Source organism: Thalassospira sp. MBR-102 (genome assembly GCF_040549275.1).
Lineage (GTDB): Bacteria > Pseudomonadota > Alphaproteobacteria > Rhodospirillales > Thalassospiraceae > Thalassospira > Thalassospira xiamenensis.
On sequence record NZ_JBEPTC010000008.1, the window covers coordinates 1 to 23,242 of the forward strand.

21 protein-coding genes are annotated in these 23,242 nt (G+C 55.0%); 9 read left to right on the forward strand and 12 right to left on the reverse strand.

The window, feature by feature from the left end; genetic code table 11:
- Positions 1–90: 90 nt before the first annotated feature.
- Positions 91–1,023 carry a LysR family transcriptional regulator gene (locus ABIE64_RS14030; protein WP_063095313.1) on the reverse strand — a complete coding sequence of 311 codons (933 nt, stop codon included), beginning with the start codon at positions 1,021–1,023 and terminating at the stop codon, positions 91–93.
- Between the two features lie 166 nt (positions 1,024–1,189).
- Between ABIE64_RS14030 and ABIE64_RS14035 the strand changes: the two genes are divergently transcribed.
- The gene (locus ABIE64_RS14035; protein ID WP_354377743.1) at positions 1,190–2,155 is read left to right on the forward strand and encodes a glutathione S-transferase family protein; all 966 of its coding nucleotides are present in this window, start codon (positions 1,190–1,192) and stop codon (positions 2,153–2,155) included.
- 89 nt (positions 2,156–2,244) lie between these two features.
- Here the strand turns inward: ABIE64_RS14035 and ABIE64_RS14040 are convergent, their stop codons facing one another.
- The 9 genes from ABIE64_RS14040 to ABIE64_RS14080 form a co-directional block, all read right to left on the reverse strand.
- Positions 2,245–2,751, reverse strand: coding sequence for a F0F1 ATP synthase subunit B family protein (locus ABIE64_RS14040; RefSeq protein WP_007089064.1), 507 nt, complete (start codon positions 2,749–2,751; stop codon positions 2,245–2,247).
- A gap of 4 nt (positions 2,752–2,755) precedes the next feature.
- Positions 2,756–3,241: a F0F1 ATP synthase subunit B family protein gene (locus ABIE64_RS14045; RefSeq protein ID WP_007089065.1), complete on the reverse strand. Its 486-nt coding sequence runs from the start codon at positions 3,239–3,241 to the stop codon at positions 2,756–2,758.
- A 74-nt stretch (positions 3,242–3,315) separates the two neighbouring features.
- A complete protein-coding gene (locus ABIE64_RS14050) occupies positions 3,316–3,540 on the reverse strand; it encodes an ATP synthase subunit C family protein (RefSeq protein WP_007089066.1) in 225 nt (74 codons plus the stop codon).
- A 60-nt stretch (positions 3,541–3,600) separates the two neighbouring features.
- Positions 3,601–4,323, reverse strand: coding sequence for a F0F1 ATP synthase subunit A (locus ABIE64_RS14055; RefSeq protein ID WP_007089067.1), 723 nt, complete (start codon positions 4,321–4,323; stop codon positions 3,601–3,603).
- A gap of 33 nt (positions 4,324–4,356) precedes the next feature.
- The gene (locus ABIE64_RS14060; protein WP_007089068.1) at positions 4,357–4,710 is read right to left on the reverse strand and encodes an AtpZ/AtpI family protein; all 354 of its coding nucleotides are present in this window, start codon (positions 4,708–4,710) and stop codon (positions 4,357–4,359) included.
- Positions 4,711–5,169: 459 nt separating this feature from the next.
- Positions 5,170–6,513: a class I SAM-dependent methyltransferase gene (locus ABIE64_RS14065; protein ID WP_354377744.1), complete on the reverse strand. Its 1,344-nt coding sequence runs from the start codon at positions 6,511–6,513 to the stop codon at positions 5,170–5,172.
- A gap of 90 nt (positions 6,514–6,603) precedes the next feature.
- Complete coding sequence (smc, locus tag ABIE64_RS14070) at positions 6,604–10,137, reverse strand: chromosome segregation protein SMC (protein ID WP_354377745.1); 3,534 nt, start codon at positions 10,135–10,137, stop codon at positions 6,604–6,606.
- Positions 10,138–10,209: 72 nt separating this feature from the next.
- Complete coding sequence (locus ABIE64_RS14075) at positions 10,210–10,806, reverse strand: thioredoxin domain-containing protein (protein WP_007089070.1); 597 nt, start codon at positions 10,804–10,806, stop codon at positions 10,210–10,212.
- Positions 10,807–11,039: 233 nt separating this feature from the next.
- Positions 11,040–11,663 carry a DUF721 domain-containing protein gene (locus tag ABIE64_RS14080; protein ID WP_007089071.1) on the reverse strand — a complete coding sequence of 208 codons (624 nt, stop codon included), beginning with the start codon at positions 11,661–11,663 and terminating at the stop codon, positions 11,040–11,042.
- A gap of 80 nt (positions 11,664–11,743) precedes the next feature.
- Between ABIE64_RS14080 and mutY the strand changes: the two genes are divergently transcribed.
- Positions 11,744–12,814: an A/G-specific adenine glycosylase gene (gene mutY / locus ABIE64_RS14085; RefSeq protein WP_354377746.1), complete on the forward strand. Its 1,071-nt coding sequence runs from the start codon at positions 11,744–11,746 to the stop codon at positions 12,812–12,814.
- An 84-nt stretch (positions 12,815–12,898) separates the two neighbouring features.
- On the opposite strand, the gene ABIE64_RS14090 is transcribed toward mutY, so the two are convergent.
- Complete coding sequence (locus ABIE64_RS14090) at positions 12,899–13,108, reverse strand: hypothetical protein (protein ID WP_354377747.1); 210 nt, start codon at positions 13,106–13,108, stop codon at positions 12,899–12,901.
- A gap of 142 nt (positions 13,109–13,250) precedes the next feature.
- On the reverse strand, positions 13,251–14,351 hold the full coding sequence (locus tag ABIE64_RS14095) for a site-specific DNA-methyltransferase (RefSeq protein WP_007089074.1): 1,101 nt from the start codon (positions 14,349–14,351) through the stop codon (positions 13,251–13,253).
- 464 nt (positions 14,352–14,815) lie between these two features.
- Between ABIE64_RS14095 and ABIE64_RS14100 the strand changes: the two genes are divergently transcribed.
- From ABIE64_RS14100 to ABIE64_RS14130, 7 genes are all read left to right on the forward strand, one after another.
- Positions 14,816–15,829 (forward strand): BMP family protein, encoded by a 1,014-nt coding sequence (locus tag ABIE64_RS14100; RefSeq protein WP_037990713.1) that lies wholly within the window; start codon positions 14,816–14,818, stop codon positions 15,827–15,829.
- Between the two features lie 132 nt (positions 15,830–15,961).
- A complete protein-coding gene (locus ABIE64_RS14105; RefSeq protein ID WP_354377748.1) occupies positions 15,962–17,611 on the forward strand; it encodes an ABC transporter ATP-binding protein in 1,650 nt (549 codons plus the stop codon).
- A complete protein-coding gene (locus ABIE64_RS14110; RefSeq protein ID WP_354377749.1) occupies positions 17,608–18,678 on the forward strand; it encodes an ABC transporter permease in 1,071 nt (356 codons plus the stop codon). The genes ABIE64_RS14105 and ABIE64_RS14110 overlap by 4 nt, the downstream gene beginning before the upstream one ends.
- 11 nt (positions 18,679–18,689) lie before the next feature.
- Positions 18,690–19,631: an ABC transporter permease gene (locus ABIE64_RS14115; protein ID WP_037990534.1), complete on the forward strand. Its 942-nt coding sequence runs from the start codon at positions 18,690–18,692 to the stop codon at positions 19,629–19,631.
- A gap of 60 nt (positions 19,632–19,691) precedes the next feature.
- Positions 19,692–20,981, forward strand: coding sequence for an amidohydrolase family protein (locus ABIE64_RS14120; protein ID WP_354377750.1), 1,290 nt, complete (start codon positions 19,692–19,694; stop codon positions 20,979–20,981).
- 91 nt (positions 20,982–21,072) lie between these two features.
- A complete protein-coding gene (locus ABIE64_RS14125; protein WP_354377751.1) occupies positions 21,073–21,675 on the forward strand; it encodes a flavin reductase family protein in 603 nt (200 codons plus the stop codon).
- A 182-nt stretch (positions 21,676–21,857) separates the two neighbouring features.
- Positions 21,858–23,159 (forward strand): esterase-like activity of phytase family protein, encoded by a 1,302-nt coding sequence (locus ABIE64_RS14130; protein WP_007089081.1) that lies wholly within the window; start codon positions 21,858–21,860, stop codon positions 23,157–23,159.
- Positions 23,160–23,242 lie beyond the last annotated feature (83 nt).

Genomic DNA, 23,242 nt, shown 5'->3' on the forward strand with positions numbered 1-23,242 from the left:
TTTGCCCATGAAGCACCTCCTGACGGAAGTGAATCACATAAATACACTAAGGGGAATCCCTTCAATGATTCCTATAAAACGCAAAATGCTTTAGTCGACCGGATACATCGTTTTGTGGAAATTACATAATCCACCGCGAAACTTTTCCACCAGAAAATCAATAAAAATACGCACCTTGGTCGGAAGATGGCGTCGTTCCGGATATACGGCATAAATCCCGCCACTGGCCAGCGAATTATATTCCTTAAGGATTTCGACCAGCGACCCTTTTTGAAGCGCCTCGGCAACGATGAATTCCGGTTCACGCGCGATACCAAGGCCCCGGATCGCTGCGAACGAGGTAAAATCACCATTGTTACACGACATGACCGGATTGACGCGGACATTAATCTGGCCTTCGGCTCCTTCAAATTCCCAGACATTCGGGCTGGGAAGGTTGGTATAGGCAAGTGTCCGGTGATTGGCCAGTTCGGTCGGGTGTTTGGGTTCACCATGTTCGGCGATGTAGCCCGGCGATGCCACGACGTAACCGTTAAAGTCGGCAAGCTTGCGGGCAATCAGGCTGGAATCCTTTAACCGAGTGATGCGGATGGCCATATCGAACCCTTCGGCAACCAGATCAACCATGTGATCGGCCAGATGAATATCGACATGCAACCCCGGATGCAGGCCCATGAATTCAGACACCAGATCGGGCATATACCGCTGGCCAAATGTCAGCGGAGCCGAAATCCGGAGCGTACCCCGCGGCGTGCCCCGTAAATCGGTCAGGGCATGTTCGGCTGTTTCGATTTCCTCAACCACGCGCGCGCAGTGCTGATAAAAAGTTGCACCCGCGTCGGTCAGGCTCAAACGGCGTGTCGTGCGATTAAGCAAACGAATGCCAAGACTGTCTTCAAGCTTGGTGACATGCTTGCTCACCGCGGATTTTGACATGGCAAGTTTGCGCGCGGCACCGGAAAAGCTTTGCTCCTCGACGACACGAGCAAAAACCGTCATTCCATCCAGATTGCCGATCAGCATTGCTTTGCCCCTGTCCGAGTATCGAATAATTGTTGCCCATTTGGAAACAAATTAATGTCATATCGCCCGATTGCATTCAACGGGGAAATGACGATGATGGGAACAACAACCCCGGCCGCGCGTAATCGGCATATCACGGGACCACAAAAAACCGGAGGATACGATTATGGGCCTTTTGGTCGATGGAGAATGGAAAGACCAATGGTACGACACGAAATCGACCGGTGGTAAGTTCAAACGTCAGGACGCCGCTTTTCGGAACTGGCTGTCGAAAGACAAGGACGCCGAATTTCCTGCCGAAGCTGGTCGTTATCACCTGTATGTTTCCTATGCCTGCCCGTGGGCACATCGCACGCTGATCTTCCGCGCCCTCAAGGGACTGGAAGACATGATTTCAGTTTCGGTCGTGCATTGGCGCATGCTTGAAAATGGCTGGGAATTTTCCCCTGATGACCGGCTGCCCGACCATCTTGGCAATCACCGTTTCATGCATCAGATTTATACTGCGGCAAAACCTGATTATACTGGACGGGTTACGGTGCCGGTTCTTTGGGACAAGAAAACCAACCGGATTGTCAGCAACGAATCTGCCGAAATCATCCGGATGCTCCACACTGCCTTTGATGATCTGGGAGCCAAACCCGGCGATTACTATCCCGAAGATCTGCGCAGCGAAATCGATGCGATCAATGGCCGCGTCTATGACGATGTGAATAATGGTGTCTACAAATCCGGCTTTGCGACCGCTCAGGATGCGTATGAAGACGCTGTGGCAACGCTTTTTGGCACGCTGGACTGGCTGGAGGAACGTCTGTCGACCCATCGCTATCTGGCGGGTGATCGTCTGACAGAGGCCGACTGGCGGCTATTCACCACCCTGATCCGGTTTGATCCGGTCTATCACGGGCATTTCAAATGCAACCTGAAAATGCTGAAGGACTATCCCAATCTTTGGGCCTATACGCGCGAACTATATCAGGTGCCCGGCATCAAACAGACCGTGTTCTTTGAACATATCAAGGGCCACTATTATGAAAGCCACCTGATGATCAACCCGACGGGCATCGTGCCCAAGGGACCTGTTCTTGATCTTGATATGCCACATGGCCGGGACAAACAGTTCGCCGGATAGATACGATTTATTGGCTGACAACACCACGCCCAAACAAAAACCCCCGCAGAAGTTCTGCGGGGGTTTTGCATTCCGAAAACCGGAAACTATTAATTCAGGCGACCTTTGATTTCCGCAATTGCGCTATCGACAAGCTCGTCTGCCTTTGCAGCAGTAACCTTTTCGGAAACCAGTGCAAATGTGGCCTGTGCCGCGATTTCGGCCACACGGGCACGAACTTCGGCAATGGCCTGGGTTTCGAGATTGGCAATACGGTCCATGGCCTGCTGTTCACGACGCTTGAGCGACGCTTTCAGTTCAGCCTGGGCATTCTCCAGCATGCGGTCGGCTTCCACCTTGGCATGGGCGCGGATTTCATCCGCTTCCTTCAATGCTTCGCGCTGTTTGGCCTGATATTTGGCCAGAAGCTCCTGAGCTTCTTCACGCAGGCGCTGTGCTTCATCCAGCTCTTCCGAGATTTTCTGCGCACGCTTGTCGAGTGCACCGGAAATACCCTTAACAGCCTTGAAGCCGCCGAAACCGGCAACCAGCAAGAAAGAAAGCGTGGTCCAGGTGTAAGGATCGGTAAGGAACGTAACCTCGTGCGGGGTTGCCATCTTCTTACTCTCCTACAATCGCCGAAACGGCCTTGTCGGCAGTTTTGGCCTGAACCTTGACACCGATAAGCTTGTCGGTTGCTTCACGGGCGATTTCAGATGCAGCTTCGGCCACACCTTTCATTGCGTCGTCTTTCGCACCGGCAATTGCCTTTTCGGCATCAGCGGTCTTTTTCGACAGTTTCTTGACCAGCGCTTCGGTTTTCGCAGCTTGCTCTGCAGCTGCTTTCTCCGTTGCTTCGCGAATATCTGCCTGTGCGGCATCACGAGCTTCTGCCAAGGCAGCCTCGTACTTCGCGATGGCGGCATCGGTTTCGTCTTTCAACGCCCGGGCCTTGCCAAGATTGTCTTCAATAGTCTTGTGACGGCGTTCCAGAACTTCGCCAACCTTCGGCAGCGCGATTTTCGACATCAGGAAATACAGGATGCCAAAAATAACGAACAGCCAGAAAATCTGTTCCGAGAACGTCGCAATATCAAACTGCGGCATAGCCTACTCCCGAATTCAACGACACCGGCGAGGGGTATCCTCGCCGGGCCGAGTATTCGCGCAAAAGGCGCCGATTAGCCGAACAGAACGATCAGCGCAACGACGAGTGCGAACAGTGCAATAGCTTCGGTAACGGCAAAGCCGATCCAGCCATACAGTTCAACGTCGCCTTTTGCAGCCGGGTTACGGCCAACAGTCGCAATCAGGCTCGACCAGATGTTACCAACCCCGATACCGGCACCAATCATGCCAATAGCAGCCAGGCCAGCACCGATCATCTTAGCAGCATCGAGTTCCATAACTTCACCCTTTCGAATTTCTTAAAGGCAATCAGAAGAGATCACACCGGTCCACTAGCATTAGTGCATGTGGATTGCATCATGGAGATAGATGCAGGTGAGAATGGTGTAGACATAAGCCTGAAGCGCAGCAATGCCGAACTCCAGAACCGTAATCCCCGTCAGAAGAGCAAACGGAAGGACGCCGAAGATGCCGATCAGGCCGACGAACCCGCCAATCACTTTCAGCATGATGTGTCCGACGGTCATGTTCGCAAACAGTCGGATCGCCAAGCTGAACGGACGAGAGAAATAGGAGATGATTTCAATCGGGATCAGAATGAAGGCCGTTGCAATCGGCGCACCTGCCGGGAAGAACATCCGGAAGTAATGCGTACCGTGGCGAACGAAGCCGATAATGGTCACACCGATAAAGATCACCAGAGCCATCGCAAAAGTCACAGCGATATGGCTCGTAAAAGTAAAGCTGTGCGGGATCATGCCAAGCAGGTTCCCGAACAGAACAAACATAAACAGGGTGAAAACGAACGGGAAATACTTGCGCCCCGCGGTCCCCACGTTATCTTTCAACATATTGGCGACGAATTCATACATCACCTCGGCGGCACCCTGCCAACGGCCAGGCACCAATGCCCCACGACGCATGCTGAGCGTCATGAAGCCCGTTACGAGAACGGCTGCGATCACCATCCAAAGTGCGGAGTTGGTGAAGGAAACATCAATGCCGGCAACCGAAAGCTCGGCCAAGGGCTTGATTTCAAACTGCTCTAGCGGTCCAGCCACCGTAATCCTCGCTCAATCTTTTGAGGGCCAAGGCTAATCCTTGTCCCCCTGCTTGCGCTCCCCCATCGCGCGTCCAAGTCCGACTGCACTGTCGAATCCTTTGGCCACCCGATAAGCGTTAAGACCACCAGCACCTGCTCCGAGAAATACAAACAGAACAAGCAGCCAGGGCGTCGTACCAAGCACCCGATCCAGCGCCCAGCCAATCAATAGTCCAACAAGAACAGCAGCGATCATTTCCGCCGAAATTCTCATTCCTAATGCCATCCCTTGGGATGGTTTGCCGGTCGCCCGGTTCGGGCTGTGCGTTTCTTCACGCTTGCTTGCTACGGCCACCAACTTGCTTTCAAGCTCTGCTAATGAAGCGCGATCTTTATCATCGCTCATTGTCGTGAACCCCGCTGTGGCAGCCTTGCAAACGTCGCAAGGAAATGCGCGGGCAACATACTTAGCGCCCCATAGGCTGTCAAGCCGTAAAACCCCACCTTGCCGGGGGCACAAAATTGACATTAAACATCTGTTTTATAACAATTTTACCGTCGAAATGTGTGATCATTCACATTTGACGTTAGGCGATAGTCGCAGCCGCATTTATCAGACTTTTCCATAAACAACCGCTTGCAACCGGCGGTTTCCCTTGGTTCCTGGCCCGTTGAACCGCTGAATTGGGCTTCTGAGTAACCATTGTGAATTCAATCGCTTTTTATTGATTTCCGCCTTTTGTACCGTGTTTTGGCACCGGTATCCCGCCCAAGGTCCGATACGGGCTGGAACACGCAGTCATCAGCCATGCCGATTCATCACAAATCCGCCCGCGCCGTTAGCCGCAAAAACACCGATCAAGGATCACTTCGGCAAATTAACTGACAAACGGCGTTGTCCATCCTGCTGCTGCCAGCCGCTTTCGGATGACGATGCCAGCATCCAGTCGAACTTGTGAAACAGCGCCCAGACAGCGGCCAATGTATTGACTGCAATCTGGTTCATATCGATGGGCTGTTTGTGCAGGATTTCGTCACGCAACCGGGCTGATATATCGCCAAAGGACGTCTTGCCATCAAACAGCGCTAAAAGCCTGGCCAAGTCAGGTCCACCGGTCAGATCGACCGCATTACCGGTTCCATCCGCAAGGATAATCGGTTTGCCTGCATTGGTCAGCATATCGTCAAAGAAACCGTCAGAAGGGGCGACAAAGAACCACGGGCACAAATCACGATCCGGCATTGTCGTTGTTCCCGCCGCACGTTTGGCATCAGAACGTGTAAGATAAAAGGCATGCAACGGCATCGCACAGCTGTAACGTTCACAAAATGCCTGCTGATCGCGAAGCGGCAAAGCCATCAGATCCCGCAGGATTTTCGGGTCCGCAACATGGTTTTCAATGCTGTAATGCGCCTTTCCGGTGCCGCCAAAACCGAAAAAGCCGGTAAAGGCAGCAACATCAAGCCCTGCCGAGGCAGCAAAGTCATAGACCCCGTGCACGTCATAGGCACATTCAACCGGATGCAGCAGCAGATCGACAATCTCGGGATCGTTTTCCAGCAACCCTTTAATAAAGCCCGGACCACCCCCCATTTTAAGCAGCATGTTGCCTTCGGGAAGCATCGAAAGAAGGCTTCGGGTCATGGCAAGCTGCTCATCAAGCGTCTTTCCGGGCAGAAGCGGTGCAACCATCTTGCGCCACTCGGTCACGGCAAGGCGGCCATGTTCCCCATACAGCATGGTACCGATGCAACCATCATTGGCCAGAACCGACACCAGATCACGAAGACCTTGTTCGGGAACCTCAAGGTGATGCAGCACACCAGCACAATTGATGTAATCGAACTTTTCCGGTGCGGTCGCGGCAAACTCGCCAATCGTTGCATTCACATAGGTAATATTGGTCAACCCACGTGCTTCGGCGCGGGCACGCGCCACCTTGGTGCTCGCACTTGATGGTTCCAGATATGTAACCTGCCCGCCGCAATCGCGCAGTTGTTCGGCCAGCCAGACAAGACTGTCACCTGTACCGCCCCCGGCAACAAGCGCACGAAATCTCGCATCAATCTTCTTGCGTCCGCCGAAACCGTAATGATTGACCCGCGAAAGGGTGTCCATCGGCGGCATCAGCAACCGTTCCTTTTCCTCCTGCGGGTCACGCATGGGATAAGGAAATTGCTCGTATAACGCACGGACTTCTTTGGACATTTTCGCAATTTTCCCGGTTGGATTATCTCGCCAAGCCTCCCTCTTAACCCAAAGGCAGAGACGAACGAAACCCAAATACCGGAAAAATCATCAATTGGTAAAATCGAGCTCTTTTTGCTCTTTCTGGGAATAGACCTCGGCCTGGCGCAAATCGACCGACACCAGCGAGGAAACACCACGTTCCGCCATCGTCACCCCGAACAGGCGGTTCATGCGGGCCATGGTCATGCGATGGTGGGTAATCACAAGGAAACGCGTATTGGCGTGACGACCAATCGCTTCAAGCAATTTACAGAACCGGTCGACGTTGGCGTCATCAAGTGGTGCGTCAACTTCGTCGAGCACGCAAATCGGTGCCGGGTTGGTCAGGAACACCGCAAACAGAAGCGCAACAGCGGTCAATGCCTGCTCGCCACCAGACAGCAATGAAAGGTGCTGCAATTTCTTGCCCGGCGGGGATGCCATGATCTCAAGCCCGGCTTCCAGCGGATCGTCCGCATCAGTCAGCATCAGATGCGCCCCGCCACCGCCAAACAGGCGGACAAACAACTGCTGGAAATGTTTGTCGACTTCGTCAAATGCCGCTTTCAGGCGATTCCGTGCTTCACGGTTCAGCTGGTTGATACCATTGCGCAATTTATCAATGGCGGCGATCAGGTCATCGCGTTCGGAAACCAGTGTGTCTTTCTGTTCTTCCATCTCGGCCAGTTCGACCTCGGCCCTCAGGTTAACCGCACCAAGGTTTTCGCGTTCGCGCGACTGACGCTGCAAACGGGCCTCGATATCGTCTTCGGATGGTAATTCCTTGGTCTGATCGATTTCGGCCAGTTCGACAAGCTGATCAGGCGTGGCATTAACCCGTTCGCGAATGCGTTCGATCAAATCGCGACGATGCTGTTCTGCCTGCTCCAGAAGGGCCTCGCACCGAACCCGGCCTTCGCGGGCCTCGGCTAGTTTCTGTTCCGCTTCCTTAAGGTTCTGATCGGCTTCGCGCTGCGCATTTTCGGCACGCACCAGTTCATCCGCCGCGTCCTTGCGTGCCTGATCGGCAATCTCGATACGGTCGGAAAGGATCGCGCGGCGCTCTTCTATCTCGTCGGGCTTAAGTTCAAGCTCCTCGATCTCCATGCGCGCTTCTTCCTGACGCTCGCGAAGCTGGGCCACACGTTCGCCTGCGCCCGATGCACGATCATTCCAGGATGCGATTTCGCTTTCGACAAATTCAAGTCGCTTGCGGCGGCCAGATGCGTCGCGCTGCATCCGTTCAAGCTGGCTACGCGCTTCCATCTGATCGGCACGCGCATCCGAAAGCTCGGCACGTTTTTCAATCAGTTCGGCCTTGATTTCCATCAGGCCTTCGCTCGATTCCTCTGGAGTTGCCGCCAATTCTTCCTGCTCGGCGATCAGTTCATCAAGGTCCTGCTTGGCACGCTTTTCTGCTTCTTCTGCGTTTTGCAGGCGTCCTTCAATGGCACTGGCGTCACGTTTGATATTGGCAATTTCTTCTCGCGCGCGGGCCAATGATCCCTCTGCCTCGCGAAGGGCACGGTGGGCTTCCTGTTCGCCGTTGCGTGCGGCTTCAACATCTTCTTCAAGACGTTCAACATTTTCCCGCGTTGTATCGGCCTTTTCCGCTGCAAGCTCGACCGCGTCGTCGATCTCTTCAAGCTCAAGGCGTAATTCTTCAAGTCGATTACGCTGTCGCAAACGTGCGGCTGCCGGAAGCTCCGCGCCAACCTTGATCCGATACCCGTCCCAACGCCAAAGCGCACCTTCACGCGACACCAACCGCTGCCCGGTTTTCAACGTCTTGGCCAGCCAGTTACCGGTTGCCTCGTCATCAACAACCCCGATCTGCCAAAGGCGTCGGTTCAGCAATGCCGGACCGTCAACAAATTTCGCCAGTGCCTGGACCCCTTCGGGCAGGTCAGGGTCATCTGCGTCGGGGTCAACCGCCGACCAGTGCATCGGGGCATCTTCGGCATCGGGCGCGTCAAGGTCCTCGCCAAGTGCCGCCGCCATCGCCATTTCAAGGCCGCTGGTCACCGAAAGCTTTTCGATCACCGCCGGGAACTGCTGATCTGCATTGCCCTTGACCAGACTTTCAAGCGCCTCGATCTCGGCGACAAGCCGTGCCTTGCGGCTTTCGACATCACGCAGGGCATCGCGCGATTCGGTTTCCGCCGTTTTCAGGCTGTCTTCACGGTCGCGCAATTCGGCAAGACGCATTTCGGCATCTTCGATGGCAAGCTTGCGCTGCTCGCAAAGTTCTTCGCATTCCTCAAGCGCCAGACCGGCCTCTTCGAGGGCGTCGGTAAAATCGGCTTCAACCCGGATATCATCAAGGCGGGCAACGGCCTCGTCATAGCGTTCGGTCAAACGTGACCGGCGGGCGGAAAGCTCGCTTAACCGCTGCTGAACGCTTTTAAGCCGGGCTTCTTCGGCGGCTGCCCGGTTGGTCAGTTCGTCAACCTGCCCTTCCAGCGTTTCAACCCTTGCGGCCTGCGCGACGGCGCGTTCCTTTGCCTCGTCAAGCTCGTCATCCTCGCCGTCCTGGGCTTGACCCAGCTCTTCGCGTTCTGCCTTAAGCTTGTTCAACGCCCCTTCGGCGTCGCTTGCCAGTTCGGCTTCACGCGCAAGGTCGGCATCAATCTGCTGGATGCGCGCACGAAGCTGCGACATTTGGGTTTCGATCTGTGACTTGTCCTTGTCCAGTCCCTCACGCTCGATCAGCATGCGCTGCAAGGCCGCTGCCGCATCGCTTTCCTTTTTGCGAAGATCCGGAAGGCTTGCCGCAATATGGGCCTGAATGGTCGTTGCCTCGGTCACCTGACCGGTCAGGTCACGCACGGCACTTTCGCCCAGCACCAGCAATTCACGGGCATCTGCTTGCCGTTTTTCGGCATCGGTCCAGCGGATGTGGAATAGCAGAGCCTCCGTCTGGCGGATGCTTTCGGAAAGTTTGCGATACCGTTCGGCCTGTCGCGCCTGCTTTTGCAGAGACGCGATCTGGCTATCGAGTGTGACCAGAACGTCTTCAAGGCGTTCCATATTCTGTTCGGCATTTTTAAGTCGAAGCTCGGCCTCGTGACGGCGTGAATGCAGGCCGGTAATACCGGCGGCTTCCTCCAGAACCAGTCTGCGCTGACTTGGCTTCGCTCCGATCAGCGCACCGATCTTGCCCTGTGACACCATCGCGTTTGACCGTGCCCCGGTCGCGGCATCGGCAAACAGCAATTGGACGTCACGCGCACGGACATCCTTGCCATTGACCCGATAATTCGACCCGCCGCTGCGTTCGATACGTCGCACGACCTCAAGCGTTTCGTGATCGTTGAACATCGCCGGTGCTTTGCGTTCGGCATTATCCAGAACGACGGTAACTTCGGCCACGTTCCGCGCAGGACGCGACGATGTCCCGCCAAAAATAACGTCGGACATGTCCGAGCCGCGCATCTGCTTGGCAGAGGTTTCACCCATGACCCAGCGCAGGGCTTCGACAAGATTGGATTTGCCACAGCCATTCGGGCCGACAACACCTGTCAACCCGTCTTCAACCAGCAATTCGGTTGAATCGACGAAGGATTTGAACCCCGTCAGCCGTAGCGATTTAAACTGGACCAATCATGCCCCCGATCCGTCCCTTCCCCTGATTGCCGGATGTCGCATCTGCAGCATCCGGCAGGATCATATTTATCAGTTGGTCAGATCTTCGACTTTGTCTTCAAAGAACTTCAGATCGCGCGAACCGGCAAAGGTTTCACCATCAATCACGAAGCTCGGCGTTGAATTGACCTTGAATTCCTGTTCGCCGCGCATGCGCGATGCAACGATCCCGTCGATCAGGGCCTCGTCCGCCATGCAGGCATCAACCGCATCGCCATCCATACCGGCAAAACGAACCACCTGTTTAATCCCGTCAATCGGGTCTGCGGCCCGTGCCCAGGTCATCTGCGATTTGAACAGCATGCCCAAAACACCAAAATAACGGTCATCACCGGCACACTGCGCAACAGCCGCCGCGCGAACCGCAACGCCATCAAGCGGATAATCGCGGAAGATCAGCTTGGCCTTTCCGGTATCGATCAACGATTTCTTGATCTCCGGCAGGGTTTCATTATGGAATGTGGCGCAATGCGGGCAGGTCAGCGACGCATATTCGATGATCGTCACCGGCGCATCCGGATTGCCAAGCACATGTTCCTTATATTCTACAGCCTCGGCCTGCTGCGCCCCGACAACACCAATCGCAAATGCACATGCGACCGCAAAAAACTTAACTGCCTTCAGCAAGGAAACCTCCGTTAAAACAATATTTTGTGATTACAAGCCTGTTGCAGCGCGGGAGTCAACACGCCCCCCAAAAGCGCTAATGAGCCAACGAGTCGCCAACATCGTTTGGAAATGCGGCAACTCCGTGATCAAACATTATGGGAAAATGATTCGATCCGGCCCGCATCGGAATAAGGCTTTGGGCCACCGATTGGCAAATGACTTACACGTGATTTTAAACGCAATTTCACCGGCTATTTCTTCTGTCCCGGTTGCCCCCGCGCGTGAACGTCCCCCGAAATGCGGCGTCCAAGCCGGGTCAGCACTTCGCGCAGATGCGGGTCTTCGATTTTGGCGATATCGATCTCGCTGGTTTCGCGGATCGGACCTTCGGGCACATTTTCCGGCCGTTTGACGGTGCGCTCCGGGCGGGAAATATCTCCCTGCATCATCTTGATGCGTTCAACCGCGCGATATCCGAAATAGGTATTCACCCGGTCGATGATCTGCGGCATGCGGTGCTGTAATTCAATCGCCACCGGTCCCATCACCCGGATCACAAGGGTTCCGCCCCCGGCATTTTCGCCGCGAGGCGGATTGTATTTGACCGGCATGGTGAATTGTTCAAGATCGCGACCGACAATTTCGGACCAGTGCAAAATGATTTCGGCCTGAAAGAAACCGCGTTTGCGGACCAGCGGACGTGTCAGATTGCCAACCATGGCGGCAATATTGCGCAGGCCCATGCGGCGCTCCGAACTGCCCATCGGGGTAATCTTTTGTTTCTTTTTGACCGCATTTTTTGCAGCAACCATATCGGCACGCTGATCTGGCGTGCTATGTGTCGGCGTATCGGTCATATCTTTTTGCTTGCTCACGCCCGCTTCTTTCGTAGGGTCTGAATCTGACCTAAACGTAATTACCCGTTTTCATCCCCGCAACATAACACGGGAACGCCGTGCATTTCACCAACGACGAAATCCATCACCTCGGTCGGACCATGCTGGACTGGTATGACCGTCATCATCGCACCCTTCCATGGCGTGCCGAACCGGGCGACGCACAGGACCCTTACCGCGTCTGGCTTAGCGAAATCATGCTGCAACAGACCACCGTGATTACGGTCGGTCCCTATTTCGCGGCATTCCTGCAACGCTGGCCGACTGTCAACGATCTTGCCAATGCCGATCTCGATGAAGTTCTGCATGCCTGGCAAGGTCTGGGATATTATGCACGCGCACGCAACCTGCACAAATGCGCCAAGGTTGTTGCCGATGAATATGGCGGCCGGTTCCCCGATACCGAAGAAGGCCTTCTGAAGCTGCCCGGCATCGGTCCCTATACCGCCGCCGCCGTTGCAGCCATCGCCTTTAACCGTCATTCAAGCCCGGTCGATGGCAATATCGAACGGGTCATATCCCGTCTTTTTGCGCTTGAAACCCCACTGCCCGACGTCAAACCCGAAATCAAGGAAAAGTCGGCGGCCCTGACCCCGTCCGACCGGCCGGGCGACTATGCGCAGGCGCTGATGGATTTGGGCGCAACGATCTGCACGCCACGCAATCCGGCATGTGGCATTTGCCCGTGGCAGGCTTCCTGCGAAGGCCGCAAATCGGGCATTGCCCCGGAACTACCCAAAAAACGTAAGAAACCCGCCAAACCAACCCGGGTTGGCTATGCCTTCTGGATACGGCGCGAAGACGGTAAAATCCTGGTCCGGCGCCGCCCGGAAAAGGGTCTTCTGGGTGGACTTTACGAAGTGCCCGGCAGTGACTGGCGCGCGATTGAGGCCCCGGACGATGTGATGTTGTCCGAAGCCCCGATCAAGGCAAGTTGGACGGAACTAGATGGTACTGTCGGGCACACTTTCACCCATTTCCATCTCGATGTGACGGTCCTTGCCGCCAATATAGCTGAAAGCGACGCGGCAAAACTTGATGGCAGCTGGACAACGATTGACGGGTTATCGCAATTCGCCCTGCCGACGGTGATGAAAAAAATCGTGCGTCACGCGCTGAAATACCGCTAGGTCGGCGTCAAGCGAACGTTCAAAACGCAAAAAGAAGGCCCGTTGCCATTCCGGCGCGGGCCTTTTAAATCGTTAATCAGGTGGTCAGGCGTATATATCAATAACCTGCCCACGGCCCGTGCTGCTCGGCGGGGCCGATTGTTGTGACGTGTCGCTTTCTGCCACCTGATCGACCCGCTGGGCCGACGGTGACTGAAGATCGTTACCACCTGTTTCGGCGATCGGTGCAGCTGCCTGCTGGATCTGGACCGGGTTCGGTGCGTAAGCGGCACTACCTGTTGCGCCAACCTGCATGGGGCTCTCCATCTATCCTTACGGATAATTCCAAGATTCAAGATATAGCAAGAATTGCCCCCGAATGCAAAAGGCCGGAAGGTTTCACAACCATCCCGGCCTTCCTGATCAGATCATTTTAAGCGTGTTGCACCGCACGAAATCAGGCGGAAACCTGCCCCATTTCCTTGCGAAGCTGACTGCGCAGATTGTCGATCACAACCAATCGCCCGTCACACTTGTAATGCCAATAAGTCCAGCCATTACAAGCCTGTGCGCCCTGAACATGGGCACCGATCTGATGAATCGAACCGGCATTGTCCTTGTGACTGATTGAGCCATCGGCACGAACAAGCGCTGCAACATTGCCGCGGTTGTCATAAATCTTGTCGCCCGGTGCCAGCAGACCGCGTTCGATGACCGCACCGAACGGAATACGCGGAAGCGACCGCTTCGACTCCGTCATCTCAAGGCTTTCACCATCAAGCATCTGAACCTTGGCAATGCGTTCCTTGGCGGCCTTTGCATATTCTTCCTCGCGCTCAAGCCCGATGAAGTGACGGCCAAGGCGGCGCGCTGCCGCACCGGTGGTGCCGGTACCAAAGAACGGATCAAGTACAACGTCGCCCTGACGGGTCGTCGCCAGCAGAACACGCTGCAACAATGCTTCGGGTTTCTGGGTAGGATGGACCTTTTTACCCTTTTCATTCTTCAGGCGCTCGGACCCGGAACAGATCGGCAGCAACCAGTCGGACCGCATCTGCAATCCTTCGTTGAGCTGCTTCATCGCTTCGTAATTGAACGTGATCGCCTTCTGCTCGGCGTTTTTCGAACACCACAGCAGGGTTTCATGCGCATTGCAGAAACGTTTGCCACGGAAATTCGGCATCGGGTTGGTTTTGCGCCACACGATGTCGTTCAGGATCCAGTAACCGATATCCTGCATCACCGTGCCGACGCGATAAATGTTGTGATACGAACCGATCACCCAGATCGCACCGGTATCCTTAAGGACACGGCGCGCGGCGGTCAGCCAGTCACGGGTGAACTCGTCATAGTGACGGAAACTGTCAAACTGGTCCCAATGATCGTCAACCGCGTCGACCTTGGAATTATTAGGGCGCAGCAGATCACCACCCAGCTGCAGGTTATAGGGCGGATCGGCGAAAATCAGATCGACCGACTTTTCCGGCAGGCTGTTCATCAGTTCGATGCAGTCCCCGACCATAACCTGATCAAGCGGTAAGGATGTTTTCTTTGTCATGATGCGTTCCAGGTTCCCCCATATTTCTTGAGGAAAGCATCACCGCAAAAAGTTAATAGACTCCGAAAATTTCCAAGGAGTCGCCACAGTTTCAAAGTAATTTCAGCCGTTTAGACAATCTTAACCGGTTCGGCCCAAAAACAGGAAGATTTTCATCCCGGACAGTAGCGGTCAAAAACCCCGCATATCTTCATCGGACTCCTTGACTTCGTTCTGGTCTGACCGGGTATGTGCGGCAAGAATTCAAATGTGAATTCGCAGATAGCTAACGCGCGCATCCGTATATTCACGTAGTTCAATACATCCTGATGTGAATTGCGTTACAGCAATTTAGCCGAAAACGGTAATTTGACCGTTTGGACAACTCTGCATTTGCCCTTCTTATGATCATGTATACAATCTGCATATCAAATACGCAGAAAAATAGAATTTTCAAGATTGGCAATAACCTGCAGGGGGACATCATGAAGTCTGGCACTTTCCGTCTTTCCCGTCGCGCAATGCTATCGGCCATGGCCGCAGCAGCCGCGGTGGTATCTTTTGGCCTTGGCGTACCGGCACCGGCAATGGCAGCCGACCCGATCAAGGTTTCGGCGATTTACACCGTTCCGGTCGAACAGCAGTGGGTTTCGCGTATCCACAAGGCGCTGAATACCGCTCAGGAACGCGGCGACATCACCTATGAATTTTCCGAAAACGTCGCCAATACCGACTATGAACGCGTGATGCGTGAATATGCCGAAAATGGCTCGGCCCTTATTCTGGGCGAAGTTTTCGGTGTTGAACGCGCGGCCCGCAAGGTTGCCGCCGATTATCCCGAAACCGCGTTTCTGATGGGCTCAAGCTTCGGCCCCGAAGGCGACAATTTCTCGGTCTTTGACAACTATATCCATGAACCAAGCTATCTTGTTGGCATGGCAGCCGGCAAGGCGACCAAATCGAACAAAATCGGCATGGTTGGCGGTTTTGCCATTCCGGAAGTCAACCGCCTGATGAATGCCTTCATGGAAGGTGCCAAATCGGTCAATCCGGATGTCGAATTTACCGTGACCTTCATTAACAGCTGGTACGATCCGCCCAAAGCCAAAGAAGCCGCCTTTGCGATGATCGATAAGGGTGCGGATGTCATGTATGCCGAACGCTTTGGCGTTTCGGATGCCGCGAAGGAACGCGGCGTTCTGGCTGTTGGCAACGTGATCGATACCGCGGCAGACTATCCGGGCACCATTCTGGGTTCGGCCCTTTGGCACATGGAGCCGACGGTGGATCATGCGATTGCAGCGGTCAAAGCTGGTGAATTCAAGGCCGAAGATTACGGCAAACTCAGCTATATGGCACCGGGCGGCGGCACCGTCGTTCTTGATAGCGCCCTTCTGCCCGAAGGTACTGTTGCCGAAGTTGACGCCAAACAGGCAGAAATTCTGGATGGCAGCTTTACCGTCAAGGTGAATGACGAAGAACCGAAATCTTCCATGTAAGATTTCTTCCACTTTGCAGGCAGTCCGGTTTAAACATCGGACTGCCTTTCGTTTTTCGGGGCGATCCCGACATGCACTCGATACGCCAATATGGCCCAAGGCGTGACACATAAAAATTAACGGATCAGCCGGATGTCATCTGCTGCCACCCCATCTTTGGAAACGTCCCCGCAATTGCTGCTGCAACTGGCTGCAATCACCAAGAAATTCGGCCCGCTGATCGCCAATGACGCCATCGACCTTGACGTCCACAAGGGCGAAATCGTTGCACTGCTTGGCGAAAACGGTGCGGGCAAAACCACCCTGATGAACATTCTGTTTGGTCATTATGTTGCGGATACGGGGACCGTGATGGTCGCGGGTGCGGATGGTATCCTTGCCCCGCTTGAACCCGGCGCACCGCAGGCGGCCCTTGATGCCGGGATCGGCATGGTTCATCAGCATTTCACACTGGCCGAAAATCTAAGCGGCCTTGATAACATCGTCCTTGGCACAGAACCGATTTTTCGCCTACGCCGCGACCGGACCAAGGCACGCGCCAAACTGTCAAAACTGATGGCGGGATCGGGTCTTAATGTCGATCTGGATCAGCCGGTTCATAAACTGACCGTCGGCGAAAAGCAGCGCGTTGAAATCCTCAAGGCTCTTTATCGCGATGCCCGTTTGCTGGTGCTGGATGAACCAACTGCGGTTCTGACGCCGCAGGAGGCAGACAGCCTTTTTGCGATCCTTCGCAAGCTTGCCACGACCGGGCTTTCGGTCATTATCATTGCCCATAAACTGGCCGAGGTTCTGGCGGTTTCCCATCGCATCGCGGTGCTGCGCGGCGGCAAAAAAGTCGGCGAAATGGCAACCGATCAGGCCGACAGACGTTCGATTGCCGAGCTGATGGTTGGCCGCGATGTTCCCTTAAGCCGCCGAAGCGAACGTGCACCGGGCAAGCCGGTCATCGAGCTTCGGGATGTCACGATTGATCGTGGCGATGCCAGGCGGTCGCTGCATGGGGTGAACCTTCTGGCGCGTGAGGGCGAAATTCTTGGCATTGCAGGGGTATCGGGTAACGGGCAGGCGGCGTTGGCGCAACTGATTGCCGGGCTGGATCGTCCCGATGGTGGCTCGGTCGAGATTTTTGGTGAAAAAGTTACCAAATTCGATGCTCACAAGTTTGCCCAGATCGGCATCGCGCGTATCCCCGAAGACCGCCATCATGATGGTATGGTGGGGTCGATGACGGTGGCGGAAAACATCGCCATCGAAGATGTCCGATCCCGTGATTATCAGAAATTCGGCTTCCTTGATTTCGAGGCAATCCGAAAACGCGCCGAACATGCAATCGCCGATTACGATGTGCGCTGCCCCGGTCCGGATGCTCCCGCACGTCTGCTATCTGGCGGGAATATTCAAAAACTTATCCTTGCGCGTGTTCTTGAAAAATCACCAAAACTGATCCTTGCCAACCAGCCATCCCGCGGGCTTGACGTGGGTGCGCAATCAGAAGTCCATAGACGGCTTCTTGAGGCGCGCGAAGGCGGGGCAGCGGTGGTTCTGATATCCGAGGATCTCGATGAATTGCTGACCTTGTCCGATCAGATTGCGGTGATCCATGCCGGTCATGTATCGGCTGCGTTTGCGGCAAACGATATTGACCGATCAGAGCTTGGCCTGATGATGGCCGGACAGAAAAAAAGCGATGCCGATTTCGGGTCCGGTAAATTTGAGCCCAGCACAAAGGCCAGCGCAAAAACCGATGAAAATGCCCCAAAATCAGGAGACCCGGCGTGATCCGGTTTGAACCCCGCACCAATCCATCCACAATCATGGTTTATGGCGTCCCCGTCATGGCGGCAACTATCGCCATTCTTCTGGCAGCGATCCCGCTTGCCCTTGCCGGAGCACCGATCATAAACGCCTATGGCCTGATGATAAGCGGCGCGTTTGGATCGATGTTTTCGATTTCGGAAATGCTGACGCGTGCCACCCCGCTGATCCTGACCGGATTGGCGGCCGCAATCGCGTTTCGGGCCAAACTTTGGAATATCGGGGCCGAGGGACAGCTTTATATGGGGGCCATGGCCGCCGTTACCATCGGATCGGGCGTGATTGACGGGCCAAGCTATATCATGATCCCGGTGGTGCTGATTGCCGGGGCGCTCGCCGGGGCGGTAATGCTGATCGGCCCGACGCTTTTGAAAACGCGGTTAGGGGTGGACGAGGTTGTCACCACTCTGCTTCTGAACTTCATCGTCATTCTGTTTGTGCAGATGATGCTGGAAGGTGCGCTAAAAGACCCGATGTCGATGGGTTGGCCACAGTCCGAACCGGTAATCGATAGCGCCGTCCTGCCGCCGCTGATCGAACGGATGCGGGTGCATCTTGGATTGGTGATCGCGCTGATCTGTGCCGTGGCGCTGGCGATTTTCGTTAAACGCACCGTCTGGGGATTTGAAATTCGTGCGGTCGGTGAAAATGCCGCCGCAGCCAGATTTTCCGGAATTTCGGTAACCAAAACCATGGTACTGGTCGCGATGCTGTCGGGTGGTTTGGCCGGACTTGCCGGTGTTTCCGAAGTCGCGGGAACCCGTGGATATCTGGCGACCGATCTGTCGCCGGGTTATGGCTATGCGGGGATCGTGGTTGCAATGCTGGCCCGCCTTTCACCGGTTGGCGTGATCATATCCGCCGTGTTTGTGGCATCGGTTTTTGTCGGTGCTGATTCCATGAGCCGCGCAATCGGCGTTTCAAGTTATCTGGCCGATCTGATTGTCGCGATGTCGTTGTTATGCGTTCTGATTGGCGGGTTTCTGACCCGGTTCAAGGTCCATTTTGAACGCCAGAAATCAGCAGGTTAAGGGGAAAGAAAATGGAAATCATCGACATCCTTTTGACCGCAAATTTCTGGGCCGCAGCGCTTCGCATTGCCACCCCGCTGATTTTCGGGGTGCTCGGCGCGCTGATTTGTGAGCGCGCCGGAGTTCTTAACCTTGGCATCGAGGGGATTTTTACAGCCGGGGCGATGGCCGGATGGATGGCGGTCTGGCTGGGTGCCGGATTGTGGGGCGGCGTTCTGGTTGCCGCCCTGGCCGGTGGGTTTTTCGGCCTGATCCACGCGATCCTGACCGTGCCGCTTGGCCTGTCGCAGCATGTGTCGGGGATCGGGGTGACGCTGCTGGCGACCAGCCTGTCGTATTTTACCTATCGCACGGCATTGCCCGATGTGTCGTCACCGCCGCGGATCATTCCGTTCCAGCCGCTTGATATTCCGATCCTGTCGGATTTGCCGTTTATCGGCCCGGCGCTGTTTTCGCAAACGGCTCTTACAATGCTGGCGCTTGTCATGGTGTTTGTCACCGGCTGGGTCTTGTATCGCACCCCGCTTGGCCTTGCGATCCGGGCGGTTGGCGATAATCCGTCCTCGGTCGAGGCGCAAGGGTTATCGGTTTATGCGCTACGCATCGGGGCCGTGGTTGCCGGATCGAGTCTGATGGCGTTGGGCGGCGCGTTTCTGACCATGTCGGCGTTTGATGCGTTTTTCTTTGGCATGATCAATGGCCGTGGCTGGGTTTGCATTGCGCTTACGGTGTTTGCAAGCTGGCGACCGGGCAAGGCATTGCTGGGCGCGTTGCTTTTTGGTGCGTTTGATGCGTTTCAGGTCCGCCTGCAAACCGAAGTTGGCGCGTTTCTGCCATCGCAGGTTTTCCTGATGATGCCCTATCTGCTATCGATTGCCGCCCTGATCATTGTGGCGCGCAAGGCCGATTATCCCAAGGCATTGCTGGTGCCGTGGTTCAAGGGACAGCGTTGATTTTCGACCCGAAACAAATAGCCTGATGATTAAAATATCCCATTACCGAAGGACGCCGCCATGCAAGCCGATCTGATCCTTAAAAATGCCAATCTGCCTGATGGCCGCACCGGTGTTGATATCGCCTGCAAGAATGGCAAGATCATCGAAATCGGGCCGAAATTACCAATCTTGGCGGGCGAGGAAATCGATTGTGACAGGCTGCTGGTCAGCCCGCCCTTCGTCGATAGCCATTTCCACATGGATGCGACGCTGTCGCTGGGACTGCCAAGGATGAATGAGTCGGGCACTCTGCTGGAAGGCATTGCGCTTTGGGGCGAACTTAAGCCGATTTTGACCATCGAGGCGGTGATTGAACGCGCACTTCGTTACTGCGATCTGGCCGTATCGAAGGGCCTGCTTGCCATCCGAACGCATGTTGATGTCTGCGATGACCGTCTGCTTGCGGTCGATGCGTTGCTTGAGGTCAAAAAACAGGTCGCACCCTATATCGACCTGCAACTGGTGGCGTTTCCCCAGGATGGCTATCTGCGCAGCCCGACAGCAAAGCAGAATGTCATTCGCGCACTGGATAAAGGGGTCGATGTTGTCGGCGGCATCCCGCATTTCGAACGCACCATGGCAGACGGCGCGCAAAGCATTACCGAACTTTGCGAAATGGCGGCCAAACGCGGCCTCCGGGTTGATATGCATTGCGATGAAACCGATGACCCGCTATCGCGTCATATCGAAATGCTGGCTTATGAAACGCAGCGCCTTGGCCTTCAGGGACAGGTGGCCGGATCGCATCTGACATCGATGCATTCGATGGATAATTATTACGTATCGAAGCTGATCGCCCTGATGACCGAGGCCGAGGTCAGCGTGATTGCCAACCCATTGATCAATATCACCCTTCAGGGTCGTCACGATACCTATCCCAAGCGTCGCGGCATGACGCGCGTGCCGGAGTTGCGCAAGGCGGGGCTGACCGTGGCGTTTGGCCATGATTGCGTGATGGACCCATGGTATTCGATGGGATCGGGCGATATGCTTGAAGTCGCATCGATGGGGCTTCATGTCGCACAGATGACGTCACGCGATGATATCCGGGCCTGTTTTGACGCGGTGACAACCGAACCGGCAAAAATCATGGGGCTTGAAGGATACGGGATTGCGGTTGGCAACAATGCCGATTTCGTCGTGTTACAGGCCCGCGATACGATCGAAGCCATCCGGCTTCGCGCCAACCGGCTTTATGTCATCAGGCGCGGCAACATCATCGCCGAAACCCCGTTACAGCAAACCCGCCTGCATCTTTCGGAACGACCGGAAACGGTGCGCGGCGATGATTATGCCCCGGGGAAATAGCAAATCGCACACGTGAAACGATTTCGTCACGTGATCCATTCGCCGTTACACCCCATATGATGTTGGTCAACGCACATTATCGAGAACCACCATGTTTTACGAACCGGGCAAAACGCCACATAACCTGCCACATGATCCGTTCAAGGCCTGTGTCGCCCCACGCCCGATTGGCTGGATTTCGACGGTCGATAAACAGGGACGCGCCAATCTGGCCCCCTATTCGTTTTTCAATGCAGTCTGCGGCAATCCGCCGATGGTCATGTTTGCATCTGGCGGCTCAATTGACAGTCTGAACAATGCGCGTGAAACCGGTGAATTTATTGCCGCCGTCGCCCCACGCGCGATGCTGCGCGAAATCAATTTCTGTTCGGCACCGCTTCCGCCCGAACAGGACGAATTTGATTATGCCGGTCTAGAAAAGGAACCGGGTCAAACGGTCGCCGCCCATCGGATCAAGGGGGTGCCAATCCATATGGAATGCAAGGTGTTCCAGATTGTCGATCTGCCCGGCCCCACCCCGCAAAGCAAAAACGCGATGGTGATCGGAACGGTGGTCGGTCTGCATATTGATGATGCAATCATCCGTGACGGCATGGTCGATGTCACCCTGTTCGAGCCGCTGGCACGTCTGGGCTATCACGAATATGTCAGTGTCGCGGAAACATTTACCGTCCGGCGCGAGGATTTCTGGTAAACAGCCCGCTGCTTTACGGCGAGAGGTTACGACTTTCTGTTGTTTCACGGAAACGACCCGTAACCGCAAACAAACTGTCACAGTAAAATTCTAATGTGATCCTCATCACTTACGCCTGAACCGATGCATAACCGGGTTCGGGCATTTCTTCGTATGCATTACACGATGTGGGGGATCACACCATGAAACGGACGATTGCAGCCGGTTTTGCCGGTATTGCGGCCATTCTTCTTGCGACAACGGCAATGGCGGGTGACGTCAAGGTTTTCGAAACCAAAAGTGCGATAAACAATCTGTCGACCGTCATGGTGGATGGCGGCAAGGCACGCGACCTGACGGTTGGGTTCGGTTCGGGGGCCTATCGCCGTCCGGGTGATCCGTCCAATATGTTCTATGCCGTTTCCGACCGTGGTCCGAACTTTGTTTGCGGTGATGTGCAGGACGTTCTTGGCGTCTCCGAAGACGTCGTTTGTCAGGGCCGTAAGGTGCGCGTCTATCCGACGCCGGATTATTCGCCGTCGATCTATACCATTTTCCTGAACGATAACGGCAGCTTTGACGTCAAGGACGTTATCGCGCTTAAGGACCAGAATGGCGTGCCCCTGACCGGTTTGACCAACAAGCTATCGGTTGCCAAAACCGAAAAGCCGGTCGATGCCAATGGCAAGGAACTGGCACAGTCGGTGTCGGCAATTGACGCCGAAGGCATCATTCGCCTGTCGGATGGTTCGTACTGGATCGGTGAAGAAAACGGTCCGTCGATCCTGCATGTTGCCGCCGACGGTACGGTCAATGAACGTATCGTTCCAGCCGGTTCGGAAAAGGATTTCGAAGGTGCGGCCTATAAGATCACCGGCGGTCTTCCGGCAATCCTTGTGACCCGCCAGACCAACCGCGGCATTGAATCGATGGCCGTATCGCCCGATGAAAGCAAACTGTATTTCATGGTTCAGAACCCGCTGGCCAACCCGAATGCAGATGCCTACAAAAAGGCAAAGAACACCCGCCTGTTCGTGTATGACCGCATGAAGGGCGAACTTGCCGGCGAATATATCTATCAGCTGGATGATCCGCAGACCTTCCGCAACGATCCGTCCGACAAACAGAACGCACCGCGCATTTCCGAAGTAATGGCACTTGGCGATGACCGCCTGCTGGTTCTGGAACGGACCGATGGCACCACCAAGCTGCATGAAGTCAAACTGGATGGTGCATCAAACATTCTGGCATCGCGCTGGGACGATATGTCGACCAGCCCGTCGCTTGAACAGGAAAACGACCTGTCGAAGTTTGACCTGAAGGCAGTTGTCAAAACGCTTCGTTTTGACAGTGCCGATTACCCGATGGCCCCGACCAAGATCGAAGGTCTTGCGGTTATGGGCGACGGTGCACTGGCCCTGATCAATGACAACGATTTCGGCATCAATGGGGATGCCACCAAGGTGCTTCTGATCGACGGTCTGGTGCAGGCAGACAAATTCTGATCTCTCGCTGGATCATCTGACATTGCGGGAAAGCTGTTATGCGGCTTTCCCGCTTTTTTATTGGGCGAAATCAGCGTAAAAGC

What these genes read in the sequence shown, in the direction of transcription:
- ABIE64_RS14060 (WP_007089068.1), bottom strand. Translation starts at nt 4,710, where the DNA reads ATGAGCGATGATAAAGATCGCGCTTCATTAGCAGAGCTTGAAAGCAAG.
- ABIE64_RS14130 (WP_007089081.1), top strand. Translation starts at nt 21,858, where the DNA reads ATGAAACGGACGATTGCAGCCGGTTTTGCCGGTATTGCGGCCATTCTT.
- ABIE64_RS14065 (WP_354377744.1), bottom strand. Translation starts at nt 6,513, where the DNA reads ATGTCCAAAGAAGTCCGTGCGTTATACGAGCAATTTCCTTATCCCATG.
- ABIE64_RS14100 (WP_037990713.1), top strand. Translation starts at nt 14,816, where the DNA reads ATGAAGTCTGGCACTTTCCGTCTTTCCCGTCGCGCAATGCTATCGGCC.
- ABIE64_RS14050 (WP_007089066.1), bottom strand. Translation starts at nt 3,540, where the DNA reads ATGGAACTCGATGCTGCTAAGATGATCGGTGCTGGCCTGGCTGCTATT.
- ABIE64_RS14030 (WP_063095313.1), bottom strand. Translation starts at nt 1,023, where the DNA reads ATGCTGATCGGCAATCTGGATGGAATGACGGTTTTTGCTCGTGTCGTC.
- ABIE64_RS14040 (WP_007089064.1), bottom strand. Translation starts at nt 2,751, where the DNA reads ATGGCAACCCCGCACGAGGTTACGTTCCTTACCGATCCTTACACCTGG.
- ABIE64_RS14105 (WP_354377748.1), top strand. Translation starts at nt 15,962, where the DNA reads ATGTCATCTGCTGCCACCCCATCTTTGGAAACGTCCCCGCAATTGCTG.
- ABIE64_RS14045 (WP_007089065.1), bottom strand. Translation starts at nt 3,241, where the DNA reads ATGCCGCAGTTTGATATTGCGACGTTCTCGGAACAGATTTTCTGGCTG.
- ABIE64_RS14090 (WP_354377747.1), bottom strand. Translation starts at nt 13,108, where the DNA reads ATGCAGGTTGGCGCAACAGGTAGTGCCGCTTACGCACCGAACCCGGTC.
- ABIE64_RS14095 (WP_007089074.1), bottom strand. Translation starts at nt 14,351, where the DNA reads ATGACAAAGAAAACATCCTTACCGCTTGATCAGGTTATGGTCGGGGAC.
- ABIE64_RS14115 (WP_037990534.1), top strand. Translation starts at nt 18,690, where the DNA reads ATGGAAATCATCGACATCCTTTTGACCGCAAATTTCTGGGCCGCAGCG.
- ABIE64_RS14125 (WP_354377751.1), top strand. Translation starts at nt 21,073, where the DNA reads ATGTTTTACGAACCGGGCAAAACGCCACATAACCTGCCACATGATCCG.
- ABIE64_RS14120 (WP_354377750.1), top strand. Translation starts at nt 19,692, where the DNA reads ATGCAAGCCGATCTGATCCTTAAAAATGCCAATCTGCCTGATGGCCGC.
- ABIE64_RS14035 (WP_354377743.1), top strand. Translation starts at nt 1,190, where the DNA reads ATGGGCCTTTTGGTCGATGGAGAATGGAAAGACCAATGGTACGACACG.